Annotated in this window: 12 protein-coding genes; 8 read left to right on the top strand and 4 right to left on the bottom strand. The window is 64.6% G+C overall.

Annotated elements, in window-relative coordinates:
* Positions 1 to 58 precede the first annotated feature (58 nt).
* Together pth and ACZ5BM_RS13420 are read right to left on the bottom strand one after the other, a co-directional pair.
* Positions 59 to 637, bottom strand: coding sequence for an aminoacyl-tRNA hydrolase (gene pth, locus ACZ5BM_RS13425; protein ID WP_498908620.1), 579 nt, complete (start codon positions 635 to 637; stop codon positions 59 to 61).
* Between the two features lie 12 nt (positions 638 to 649).
* Entirely contained in the window at positions 650 to 1,288 is a 639-nt protein-coding gene (locus ACZ5BM_RS13420; RefSeq protein WP_498908619.1) for a 50S ribosomal protein L25/general stress protein Ctc, read from the bottom strand.
* A 137-nt stretch (positions 1,289 to 1,425) separates the two neighbouring features.
* Between ACZ5BM_RS13420 and ACZ5BM_RS13415 the strand changes: the two genes are divergently transcribed.
* From ACZ5BM_RS13415 to ACZ5BM_RS13390, 6 genes are all read left to right on the top strand, one after another.
* The gene (locus ACZ5BM_RS13415) at positions 1,426 to 1,959 is read left to right on the top strand and encodes a DUF3429 domain-containing protein (protein ID WP_498908618.1); all 534 of its coding nucleotides are present in this window, start codon (positions 1,426 to 1,428) and stop codon (positions 1,957 to 1,959) included.
* Positions 1,960 to 2,044: 85 nt separating this feature from the next.
* Positions 2,045 to 3,304, top strand: a complete 1,260-nt coding sequence (locus ACZ5BM_RS13410; RefSeq protein ID WP_498908617.1) for a PAAR domain-containing protein — start codon at positions 2,045 to 2,047, stop codon at positions 3,302 to 3,304.
* Positions 3,305 to 3,384: 80 nt separating this feature from the next.
* Positions 3,385 to 3,783, top strand: a complete 399-nt coding sequence (locus tag ACZ5BM_RS13405) for an ankyrin repeat domain-containing protein (protein ID WP_498908616.1) — start codon at positions 3,385 to 3,387, stop codon at positions 3,781 to 3,783.
* A complete protein-coding gene (locus ACZ5BM_RS13400) occupies positions 3,783 to 4,238 on the top strand; it encodes a DcrB-related protein (protein ID WP_498908615.1) in 456 nt (151 codons plus the stop codon). Before ACZ5BM_RS13405 ends, ACZ5BM_RS13400 begins: the two co-directional genes overlap by 1 nt.
* Before the next feature lie 249 nt (positions 4,239 to 4,487).
* Positions 4,488 to 4,742 (top strand): hypothetical protein, encoded by a 255-nt coding sequence (locus ACZ5BM_RS13395; protein ID WP_498908614.1) that lies wholly within the window; start codon positions 4,488 to 4,490, stop codon positions 4,740 to 4,742.
* A gap of 182 nt (positions 4,743 to 4,924) precedes the next feature.
* Positions 4,925 to 6,274: a class-II fumarase/aspartase family protein gene (locus tag ACZ5BM_RS13390; RefSeq protein WP_498908613.1), complete on the top strand. Its 1,350-nt coding sequence runs from the start codon at positions 4,925 to 4,927 to the stop codon at positions 6,272 to 6,274.
* A 58-nt stretch (positions 6,275 to 6,332) separates the two neighbouring features.
* On the opposite strand, the gene ACZ5BM_RS13385 is transcribed toward ACZ5BM_RS13390, so the two are convergent.
* Complete coding sequence (locus ACZ5BM_RS13385) at positions 6,333 to 7,754, bottom strand: aq_1923 C-terminal domain (protein WP_498908612.1); 1,422 nt, start codon at positions 7,752 to 7,754, stop codon at positions 6,333 to 6,335.
* A 128-nt stretch (positions 7,755 to 7,882) separates the two neighbouring features.
* On the opposite strand from ACZ5BM_RS13385, the gene ACZ5BM_RS13380 reads away from it, so the two are divergent.
* The gene (locus tag ACZ5BM_RS13380) at positions 7,883 to 8,254 is read left to right on the top strand and encodes an arsenate reductase family protein (protein ID WP_498908611.1); all 372 of its coding nucleotides are present in this window, start codon (positions 7,883 to 7,885) and stop codon (positions 8,252 to 8,254) included.
* A gap of 555 nt (positions 8,255 to 8,809) precedes the next feature.
* Positions 8,810 to 10,303, top strand: a complete 1,494-nt coding sequence (locus tag ACZ5BM_RS13375) for a S9 family peptidase (RefSeq protein WP_498911636.1) — start codon at positions 8,810 to 8,812, stop codon at positions 10,301 to 10,303.
* Positions 10,304 to 11,060: 757 nt separating this feature from the next.
* On the opposite strand, the gene ACZ5BM_RS13370 is transcribed toward ACZ5BM_RS13375, so the two are convergent.
* Positions 11,061 to 11,966: a hypothetical protein gene (locus ACZ5BM_RS13370; RefSeq protein ID WP_498908610.1), complete on the bottom strand. Its 906-nt coding sequence runs from the start codon at positions 11,964 to 11,966 to the stop codon at positions 11,061 to 11,063.
* Positions 11,967 to 12,019 lie beyond the last annotated feature (53 nt).

The raw sequence follows: 12,019 nt of genomic DNA, 5'->3' as shown, positions 1-12,019 counted from the left end.
ACAACTGGGTTTGCAAAGGGCGACTGCCCTTTGCCGGGTCTGGGCGGAGCCCAGGTCTTCACTTCGGCTCGCCGACCAGCAGCGCCACCTTGCTCATGAACGCTTCCGGCTGCCCTTCCGCCAGGATCGGCGCCGCATCCGCCACCGCATCCAGCAGCGCCTCCAGCCAGGGCTGATCCATCTTGGCGAAATCGCCCAGCACATGGCCGGTGACCCGTTCCTTGGAGCCGGGATGGCCGATGCCGAGACGCACGCGCCAGTAATCCGGCGTGCCGAGCATCCGGTCCATCGAGCGCAGTCCGTTATGACCGGCCGCACCTCCGCCCTTCTTCACGCGGACGCGTCCGGGATGAAGATCGAGCTCGTCGTGGAAGGCGGTGATGGCGGCAGGCGCCACCTTGAAGAAGGCGGCGGCGGCCTGAACGCTCTCGCCCGACGCGTTCATGTAGGTCATCGGCTTCAAAAGCAGGATCTTGCGTCCGGCGATCTGGCCTTCCGCGGTTTCCCCCTTGAATCGCTTGCGCCACGGCGAGAAGCCGTGGCGCCGGGCGATGGCGTCGACCGCCATGAAGCCGATATTGTGGCGCTGCCGAAGCATCCCGGGCTCGGGGTTGCCGAGCCCGGTCCACAACAACACGAGCGTGCTGCCTTACTTCTTGCCGCCCTTCTTGGCCGGCGCGGCCGGAGCGGCCGCCACGGCGGGCTCGGGCTCGGCGACCACGGTCGGCGCCGCCACGGTGGCGATCACGAAGTCACGGTCGACGATGCCCGGCACGACGTCGTCGCCATGCTTGATGTCGGACCAGCGCACGTTGTCGTTGATGTCCAGGTTGGACAGATCGACGGTGAAGGAGGTCGGGATGTTGTCCGGATCGACCGAGACTTCGACCGTGTGACGGACGATGTTCAGCACGCCGCCGCGCTTGATGCCGACCGAGCTTTCCTCGCCGGTGAACACCACCTGCACCGCCACCTTGATGTGCTCGCCCGGCGCCAGGCGCTGGAAGTCCACATGGATGGGGCGGTCGGACACGGGGTGCAGCTGCACTTCGCGCATCAGGGCGCGGATCGGCGCACCGCCATCGGCCTTGATCTCGTAGAGGCGCGAACGCCAGCCGGTCTTCACCAGCTCGCGGAGAACAACGCGGGGGTCCAGCGCGATGAGGGAGGCATCCTGCTTGGCGCCGTAGATCACGGCGGGCACCAGCCCCTCACGCCTCGTTGCGCGCGCTGCCCCCTTACCAGCCTTCGCGCGCACCGACGCTTCGATCGTCGTAAAATTGGTCACTTTGAAAACTCCTGAACACGAAGCGCGCCGGCCTCCAGGGGTGCCGACGTGCGCGGGGGTTCATAAGGGCTGCGCGGCGGAACTGCAACGAGAGAGTTGGTTCGGGCGTCATGGCTCCGTTGCAGGAGAAAGCGAAGATGATGGCGGATCGGATCGGCGTGCTGGAGCGCGCGGTGGAGCATCCCGATCGGGACGCGGCGCTGGTGCTGCGCGTGGAGGAACCGCGCTCCGCGCCGCTTCTGGGCGTGCTGCTGGCCTATGCGGCGATGATCCCGATGCTGTCTGGCGCGATCGCCTTCGCGGTCGTTCCGCTGGAGGCGCGGCCGCTGGTTCTGGGCGCGACCATCATCTGGGGCGCGTCGATCGTGCTGTTCCTGTCCGGCGTACGGCGGGGCTTGAGCTTCCGGACGCCGGGCGGCGCCACGGTCTCGCAGGTGTCGACCTCGATGGGGCTGTTCGGGCTCGGCATCCTGGCCTTGTGCGGTTTGTGGCTGGCCACGCCGGTGCCGTCTCTGGTGCTTCTGCTGCTGGCTTTCGCCGGCATGGGCGTGCTGGACCCGATCGCCGCGCGACGGGGCGAAACGCCGCTCTACTTCGCCCGTCTGCGACCTTTGCAGATGGCGGTGCCGTCGGTGGCGCTGATCGCCTTGCTGGCCATGGTGCTGATGTAGAGCGGAACCGGACCGCTTCTCGAAGCGGGATGCATCGCCTAGGCTCGTCGCACTCCGGGCTTCAACCGGGATTTCGGGAGGGTCGATGGGCCTGCTTCCTGCAGCGCGGGTCACAGACCCGTTCGGACATACGCTGGCGATGGAGGGACTGGTCGCAGGGCTGGCCCTCGGAGCCCTGCTCGCCGCCGGCATCGCGGCGACCGGGGGGCTCGGCGCGGTGGCAGTCGGCGCCGTCGTGGCGGTCAAGGGATCGCAAGCGCTCGCCTCGCTCGGCGAGACCCTGGGCGCTCTGCTGGAAGGACCGCCGACCGGGATGCTGACCACCGGCTCGCCGAACGTGCGGATCAACAATCTGCCGGCCACCATGATGACGCTCGCCACCGGCGAATGCGCATGGCACGACGGCATCCCCCAACCCGTCGCCAGCGGGGCCATCCGTGTGCTGATCAACGGCATGCCAGCCGCCCGCGTCTCCGACACACTGGTCTGCCAGGCCGTGATCCTGAAAGGGTCACCCAACGTCTTCATCGGCGGGCCGACCCAATCACCGGCCTGTACGGCCCTGGCTGGCGAAAAGGCTGCCTTCGACCGATTCCGCATCGACGCCCAGGCTGCTGCTGCTGCTTATCAGGACCCGAACGATCGCACGCCGCCGGAAGGCTATCGCAACGCGACGGAAGCCGATCTGGCCAAGCTTGGCCTGAACCAGTCGATGATCGAACACCCTCGCGATCCCAGGACTGGCGAACCGAGCGAGTTTCGCGCCGCCGTTTTCATCAACAACGCGGACAATAAACCCATCGTTGCTTACAAAGGAACTACGGGAGCGGCGGACTGGAAGGTCAATCTTCAACAGGGCGTGGGCAAGGAAACATTCTACTACAATCGTGCTCAGTATATCGCCCGAAGAGTGCAGCAATCGCCTGGTGGTGAAGGCGCGCGATTGACCGGACATTCGCTGGGCGGTGGTTTGGCCTCCGCCGGAGCGGAAGCGTCCGGATTACCAACCACCACATTCAACGCCGCCGGACTGAACGCCAAGACCGTTCCTCATCCGGTCCCGGCCAGCATTGACGCAATACACGTCGATGGCGAGATCCTGACCGCAGCGCAGTCTCTGCCCGGCTTTCCGAAAGCGGCAGCCACTCGCCGCTGGACGATCGAACCGGTGGATCATGTCGCCGAGGATGCGATGCAATCGTTTCGAGACGGAAAACCCTGGCAAGGTGCGAAGGCTTTAGCGCTTCGTCGGGTCACCCTTCATGGCATGGATCAGGTACAGCCGGCCCTGGCGGCGCGAACGGCCCAGATCGAACAAGCTCAGGTCGAGAACGGATGCCTTTAAGACGCGCGCTCGGGCGACTTCTGCTGACCCTGCCCTTGTTGGGGGGCATCGGCCCAGCCTTTTCTGAAACGGAACCTCAAATGGCCCACAAAGCACAGTCGCCGATGCTGGCTGCAGTGATGTATTCCGAAACCGGCACGGTGAAACAACTGGCCGAACAGCATCAAGGGCTGAACGACCGCAATCCGGAAGACGACAGCACGCCGATGATCTACGCCGCGGGAACAGACCAGTGGCCCGTTGTCGAGATCCTCATCGATAACGGAGCCGATATCTGGGCGCATGATCGGTTCGGCGTTACGGTTGGCAGCTTTGTTCTGGATAGCCGCATCACGCCTGGTTCACCTGAAGACAAAGCGCGGCTACGCGTAATCGAAAAACTCAAGGCGAAGGGCTTTCCACTACCGCCGCCCAGCTGGAAGGAGATTCTGGCCATGAGCAAGAACGGCCAGTGGCCGCCGCATGGAGTTCAGCACTGATGTCGGAGAACGAGACCAGGATGTCCGTGCAGGGCATGACGATCGAATGCCCGGCCGGGTGGCACGATACCTCCGTGCTGATCGCCAGCGCCGAACAACCGGGCCGCTCCGGGGTGACGCCCAATTTCGTTCTGACCCGGGAAAAGCTTCCGGAGGACCTTTCGGGCGATCGCCTCCACCGTTTGAGCGGGTTCGTAGAACGCCAGCACACACGGATGAAATCAACGCTACCGCATTTCGCTCTGTTGTCGCGTCGCGATCCGACACCAGAATACGTCATCGCGGAATTGAAATTTTCTTGGCAATCGGATGGAATCACGATCGTCCAGGCGATTTCCTACGCGTTTTGCGACGAGACCACGCTGTACAGCTCGACCGCGACGGCCGGCGAAGCCGATTTCGACGATTACCGTCCGCAGTTCCGGCGCATGCTGCAAAGCTTCAAACCGTCCTGAAGGTATCTTGCACGAGATGAACGAATCGAGCCGGTCGAATGGACCGTCTCGGCCGCCCTCTCGTTGATCAGCGGTCTCAGGACAGGACGCAGCAACCCGGAACTATTGTTTCTCCGTCACGGATCGTAACATGCAGCAAGAGACACGATTTCGGATGCCGGCCGCGGTCATGTCTTCCATGACGGATACTGTGGGACACTTGCCCCGCAAGATCGCGGACTCGATGACGGCAATTCCGAAGAGGGTAGCATGCCGTTGGTCTACACCGACGGCAAAGATCAACGGGTGGTGATGGAGATCTTGATCGATCACGACGTCGATCTCTGCGCGCACGATCGCTTCGGCGTCACCGTCGGCAGCTTTGCCTTAAATAACCGCGTCAAGGCGGCCTCGCTGGAAGACCCGTCGCATTGCCGCGTGATCGACGCGTCGAAAGCTCGGGGCTTTCCCCTACCACCGACGAGCCGGACAGTTGCCCTCGCCACGAGCGACCACGGCAACTGACCGATCCGGTCTGCTTCGCCCGGCCGTCATCCGTCGCCCATGCCGCACCGGTATCGGAAAGCGACGGCCGCAGTATTGGCAACCGTTCTGCGGTGTCTCCAGTTCAGGATGGCAAGGCAGCGCCACGCCCGGACGCGGCATGCCCGGCACCTTGCCCCTTCCGAAAAGGACCCGGTTCCGCCATGCCCACCAGCACCCTCGACAGCGTGATCTTCCGCGACCTGTTCGGTTCGGCGGCGATGCGGACGGTCTGGTCCGACACCGCGCGAACCCAGTTCTATCTCGACTGGGAAGCGGCGCTGGCGCGGGCCGAAGCGCGGCTGGGCGTCATTCCGGACGAGGCGGCGACGGAGATCACCCGCGTCTGCCGGGTCGAGAACATCGATTTCGAACGCTACGGTCTGGAAACCGCCACCATCGGCTATCCCGTTCTGGCGCTGGTGCATCAGATCGCAGCACTCTGCCACGGCGATGCCGGCAAATACTGCCATTGGGGCGCCACCACGCAGGACATCACCGATTCCGCGACCATTCTGCAGATCAAGGCGAGTTTCGACCTGATCGCCACCGATCTCGACCGGGCGATCGCGGCTGCGGCGCGGCTGGCGCGGCAGCATCGCTCCACCGCGATGGCGGCCCGGTCCAACCTGCAACAGGCCGTGCCGATGACGTTCGGCTTCAAGATGGCCCGCCTGCTGGCGACCCTGCAGCGGCACAAGGCGCGTCTGGCGGAGATACGGCCCCGCATCGAGGTGGTCGAGTTCAGCGGTGCCGCTGGCACGCTGGCCACACTCGGCGACAAGGGGCTCGCCGTTCAATCCGCCCTGGCCGAGGAGTTGGGGCTCGCACAGCCGGAGATCGCCTGGCACACCGAGCGCGACCGCATCGCCGAGGCCGGCTGTTTTCTCGGCCTGCTGACGGGAACGCTGGCGAAGTTCGCCACCGATCTCAAGCTGATGATGCAGACGGAGATCAGTGAAGCGTCGGAGCCCTATGTCGCCAATCGCGGTTCGTCCTCGACCATGCCGCAGAAGCGCAATCCGATTTCATGCTGCTATATCCACGCCTGTGCGGCATCTGTGCGTCAGGGGGTCGCGGCACTGCTGGACGCGATGGTCGAGGACCATGAACGCGCCACCGGCCCCTGGGAGATCGAATGGGTCCAGCTTCCCGCGATCTTCACCCTCGCGGGCGGCGCGCTGGCGCAGGCGTGCTTCGTTCTCGAGGGCCTGGAGGTCCATGCCGACCGTATGCGCGCCAATCTCGACCTGACCAGGGGTCTGGTGGTGTCTGAAGCGGTGATGATGGGGCTGGCGCCGAAGCTCGGCCGCGACAAGGCGCACGACGTTCTCTACGAGATCTGCCACGACCCGGCGATGGGAAACAAAAGCCTCGCCGATCTTCTGCTGGCACGCGACGACGTCACGGCCGAACTCTCCGAGGAGGAGATCCGTCGCCTGACCGACCCGGAACACTATCTCGGTCTGTCCGAGACGATGGTCGATCGTGTTCTGGCTGCCGTATCGCCCTGACCGGCGCTGAAGGACACCCCGGAAGTCGCGCCTGGAATCGGACCCTCGGGCGCAGGCGCTACGGCGCCGCGTTCGATCCCGACCAGGTCGCGGACACGCCCAGCCGTTTCAACGCCGCCGCCGGATCCTGCTGGTAGGTCTGGCCGTAGCCGGACAGTTCGGCGATCGGTATCGGCGGTTGCGGCGCCAGCGCCACCTTGAGCGTGCCGCCATGGGCGACGAACTGGTCCACAGCGTCGCGCAGACCGGCATCCGGCAGCATCGTCGCGATCTGCGGACTTTGCAGCGTGGCGACCGCCATCTGACGCATCTGGTCGGCACTCATGTTCACCGTCTTTCCGCGCGCGGCGAAACTCCGTTGCAGCAGGCCGCCATCCGTCAGCCGGACACGCAGGCCGGCCAATTGCCCGGTCTTCAACACTTGCAGGAACACGCCGGACGGTGCGCTTCCGTTCTGTTGCAGCTGCTTCGGAAACAGGTTGGCGAAATCCATGCCGATCTCGAGCCGGCCCAGCTCGCGTGCCGATACGGTCCAGGACGACAGTTGCGCCTTACCGGTCTGCGGATCGCTCGTGCCCCGCAACGACATCGACCAGTGCACCGCGTTCAGGCCGATCGCATTCAGCATCGCCATGCCCTCCGCCGTCGCCGGCGTGGAGGTGGCGCCATTGATCTGCATGTCGATGTGGCCCGGCCCCGTGCCGCTCACCGTATCCTTCAGGATGACGCGGTCGATCGACAGCACCATCTTGTCGCCCCGGCTGAGCGTGAAGGTTTCCGCTTCGCCGTCGAACGCGCCGTTCCCCTGCTCCGCCGGCCGGCCATGTTCGAGCGCGTCCACGACGGCGGCCAGATCGAAACCGGATGCCTGCAGGGACGCGAGCTGCGCGCTGCCCGGCGTCTCGGGGCTCGACACGATCATCGTCCCGGTCTGCATCGCCAGATGGGAATGGCGGCCCAGACCGTAATCGTCGATCCGCATCGTCGTCGCCGTCAGTCTTCCGTTTGCGCCGGAGAGATCAGGGTTCTCCATCCGCAGCGACGACCAGCTCAGCTGGGCCGGGTCGATCGTGGTCGCGACAGGCGCACCGGCCTCGCCCTGCGGCCGGTAGGCGACGGACTCGGCATCGACCCGGCTCGCCTTCAACGTGCCCGCCGCGTTCGTCACCACCAGGTTCGTGGCGTGCAGGGAACGGAACCGGTTCGGCCCGTCGGGCGCCAGGTCCAGCGTGTCGGCCGTCACCCGCGTGCCGTCGCCGCGCTGGAACACGACCCGGTCCAGCGTGGCGGAGCGGCTGAGCGGATGGACGCTGGATGTCGCGTAGTCGAGGGAACCGTTCGGGCCCAGTTCCTGCCGGATCTGCGCCACGGCCCGTGCGATCTCGTTCTGCCCGCGATGGACGGCGTAGAGATAGACGCCGCCGGCTCCGGCCACGACGAGAACGGCTGCTACGCCCGCGACAAGACCGGTCTTCGCCATCGTTTCCTCCCAGCAGGGCTCGGCGTTTCCCCGTTCGGACCGTTCCGGAAACCGGAACGGCAACAGAAACGCTCCGAAACAGTTCCACATCCGGCCATCCCTGCCCAGCCGCGACCGGAAACCCGACCATGTCCGCTTTCGCCACGCCGACACTGTTCCACAACCCGGATTGCGGCACCTCGCGCACCGTGTTGCAGATGCTGCGCGAGCGCGGACATCCGCCGGAGATCGTGCTCTATCTCCGCGAGGGCTGGACGCGGCCGTTGCTCGAGAGGCTGCTGGCCGAGATGGGGATCGGCGCCGGCGCCCTCCTGCGTCGCAAGGAGACACTGGCCGCCGAGCTCGGACTGCTGGAACGGGGAATCGCCGACGAACGGGTGCTGGACGCCATGCTCCTCCATCCGCGTCTGGTGGAGCGGCCGATCGTGCGCACCGCGCTCGGCACGATCCTGGCGCGGCCGCCCGAACGGGTGCTGTCGGTCCTGCCGCGCGAGACCTGAAGCCGCCTGGTTGTGGGAAAGGCGGCGGTTTCGGTCCATGCTCGCCGCCTCCAACCTGGAACCGTTCCTCGCATGACAGCGCGCTCTCGTTTCTCCCTCGCCCTTCTTCTTGGCTGCGGCGTGTCCCTGCCCGCCCTTGCCGGCGCCGCGCCGCAAAGCGCGTTCGACGCCGTGTCGATCTCGCCGATCGGCGCCACCGTGGCGACCGTCACCCACGACCCGGCGCAGGGGCATGACGGGGAAACGACCCTTCTGCTTCGCCCGGTCGCCGGCGGTCCGGCGGTGCGCGTCGCCCTCCCCTGTGGCGGCGCCGGCTGCGAAGCATCGGCACCCTCCTGGTCTGCGGACGGGAAACGCCTCGTTTTCGTGCTGCAGGTGCCGAACAGCGAGGAGCAGTCGCTCTGGGAAACCGACGACACGGGCGCCGCGCCGCATAAGCTGCTCGGCTTCGCCGGGCTGCTGGACACGCCGCGCTTCTCCAAACAAGGCGTGCTGAGCGTCCTGGCGGTCGAGCATCCGCACAAGAAGACCGGCGCCACCGCCGCCGCGGCCACCATGACCGGCGAGGTCGGCGATGTGGTGGACGAGCAGCGCATCGCCCTGGTGGAGAACGGCGCGCTGCGCTTCGTGTCCCCCGCCGGGCTCTACGTCTACGAATACGACTGGCGGCCGGACGGCAGCGGCTTCGTCGCCACGGCGGCGCCGGGCGACGGCGACGCGAACTGGTGGGTGGCCAAGCTGCACGCCCTGGGCACGGACGGATCGGACCGCATCCTGTTCACGCCGGGCGTATCGCAGCAGCTGGCCGATCCGGTGGTGTCGCCGGACGGCAGATCGGTGGCGTTCATCGGCGGCCTGATGAGCGATTTCGGCGCGACCGGCGGCGATGCGTTCCGGCTGGATCTCGCCGACGGCGCCAAGCCGGTGAACCTGACCCCAGATGCCAAGCTGAGCGTCACCGCCCTGTCGTTCGGCTGCGGCAACACGCTCGCCGCCACCGTCCTGCGCGACGACCGATTCGAACTCGCCACGCTGGACCGGCCCTTTTCCGATCCGCACGCGCTGATCTCCGTGCCGGTCGGGCAATCCGTGTCGCTCGGCGGCTGGCAGGAGGCGATCGCCTGCGGCGGAAACAGCGCCGCGACGGTGCTGGAGGATTTCACCCACGCTTCCGCGCTGGCGCTGTCGCACCGGACCGGCAAGGCGTTCTCCCCGCTCGCGCCGGTGGAGCCGCAACAGGCGGCCGACCAGCCGGCGATCACCGCGCGCTCGCTGCACTGGCGCAGCGACGGACGCACGGTGCAGGGCTGGCTGCTGGAACCGGTCGGCGGCGCGCCCGGCAAGCGGCCCTTGATCGTGAACGTGCATGGCGGCCCGTCGGCGGCCTCGATGCCGCATCCGGTCGGGCACGGCTACATGGCCCCGCTTCTGGCCGCGGGCTACGATGTGTTCCTGCCCAATGCGCGCGGCTCGTACGGCCAGGGCGAAGCCTTCACCTACGCCAATTTCCGCGACGTGGGCCACGGACCGCTGCGCGACATCCTGGCCGGTGTGGACGCGGCGGAAAAGGCCGCCGATCCGGCGCATCCGATCGACGAGAAGCGCCTCGGCCTGTTCGGCTATTCCTATGGCGGCTACATGGCGATGTGGGCACCCACGGAAACCGACCGGTTCCGCGCCATCGTCGCCGGCGCCGGCGTGTCGGACTGGCTGTCGATCGAAGGCGAGGAAGGGATCGCCACCTCGGACATCCCGTTCTTCGGCGTCTCCGTCTACGACGATGCGAAACCCTATCTCGCCGTTTCGCCGATCCTGCACATGAAGAACGTGCACACCCCCGTGTTCGTATTCGTGGGCGATCGCGACATCGAATGCCCGATGCCGCAGAGCCAGGAATATGCTCAGGCGCTGCGCATGCTGCACAAGCCGGTCGAGTTCGTGGTGTATGCGGGCCAGGGACACGGCATGGCCAACGACGCCGACCGCAAGGATGCGCAGAAGCGAACGGCGGAGTGGTTCGCGAAATGGTTCGCGACCGCCACACACTAGCCATGTAAAACGAAAATGCTCTCAACGACCGTTTCGTTGAGAAGTCCCGTCCGCCATCCGGTAAAGTTTCAACTTCGAGGATTCGTATCGGGCGCTAAGGATCGCCTGCACACGTTCCACTATCGCATCGCTGACTGTCCCTGTTGCTCCTGCATCAATACAATCGAACATGGGACAGCCAGCGACTCGATAGGCCATACAGGTAATCGCATCGGGACCTTCGGCAGGATAGTGATGGAAAGCAGCATAAGCGACAACATGCGCTGCCAATGTTTCCACAATTGCCCTACGTATAGCAGAGATTACAATAGCCGAATGGCACGCTCGATATCTATTAAACAAAGCCGTCTACGGCGTGTAAGTGCTGCAAATCCTCAAGAGGGTGCAGTTCCTCAATCAGCAACCCACTCAACCATGCGATTGGTCGTCGGTCGACATCGCGAGCGTAAAGCTATTCCGCCTTTACCGTGGCTATTTCGACCTTTCCCACCAATAATTTTTGCAGGAACCGCAGCATGCCCGTGATGCGCGGTGCGGTGACGGGCAGGTCTGGAATAAATGTGTGTCGACGAGCACCAACTGATGCTATACCCGGTTCATATTCTATGTCCGCCTTCAGGCACTGTCTAAATCAGGCCAATTCTGATCGCGGCGAGATTGCCCGGTGTGCAGTGTCGGTTGTTAGTGACGCGGGAAACGCCGTGGATGTTAGCTACTACCCGAATCTCGTCTAGATGCGTTTGTGAAGCATGCCGCCTTAGTTATTTTCTTGTGTATCCACAAGGATCGCTTCCTCCCCGAACATCCTAATATCGGCCATAATTGAGGTGAACTGCGTGGAAGCCATGAACGCTTCCGGATCGCGCAGAATCGCCTGGTCGATCTTTGCTCGCTGAGGCGCTGAAAGCCCGTCCATCGCGTGAGACATCAGGAGGGCCTTTTCCTTAAATAGACCAAGAAGTCCGACGGGGATGGTAACCTTAGCGTTCTGCCGCAGGATGCCGTGGCGGACATGTACCTTCGTACCTAACCATGGACCCGGACCTCTCTGGATCATCCCGAAAATCGTGAACCGGCCGAGCTTGGCATACGTCATCAACGATTGCGATGTGCCAACGATGTCGAGGGTGATCGCCCCGCTCAAGAAGCGATTGATGTTGGTCGGTAGGTCCGGGATGGACGTCGTCGCGATATCGTCTGTAATGAGCAGATGTTGCTCGAACGGTCCGGGATGAGGAGCATGTCCCACGAGGAAGGCATGCCACCGTTCCAACGCCTCATTCAGCAGAGGTATCTGCTCCGCGGTGTATTTGGCTGCTTGGTTCCTGCCACGAGTAAATCGGAGAACACGCCAGGACACCGATACGCAGAACTTTAGCAGCCAATCCTCGTATGCCACCTGCTGCGTTGAGGCGAGCCAGGGGTGGAACAACTTCGTCGCAAAGGCAGTTTCATAGCTGCTGAACAGGCCCTCGCACGAGCGGCATAGCCAGGGCTGTTTGAGGCCATCCTGCACTCGACGATTTATATTGTCGGTCATTCGGATATGGCCGGTGCCGGCCCTAGCTCGGAGATTACGATAGATGAAGGCGGGGAGAACGTGACTGTCTTGCAACTGAGCCTGTTGGAGGCAGAACGCGCAAATGCCTGTCGTAGCGACCATGGTCGATTCCTGGTTGGCGTTTCCGGTATCTGGATGTGTGCAAGGCAGGTTAG

It is taken from the genome of Lichenicola sp. GTC18331 (genome assembly GCF_055386855.1).
The sequence above is the reverse complement of the archived record's forward strand: the minus strand, read 5'-3'. Positions and strand labels throughout refer to the sequence as shown.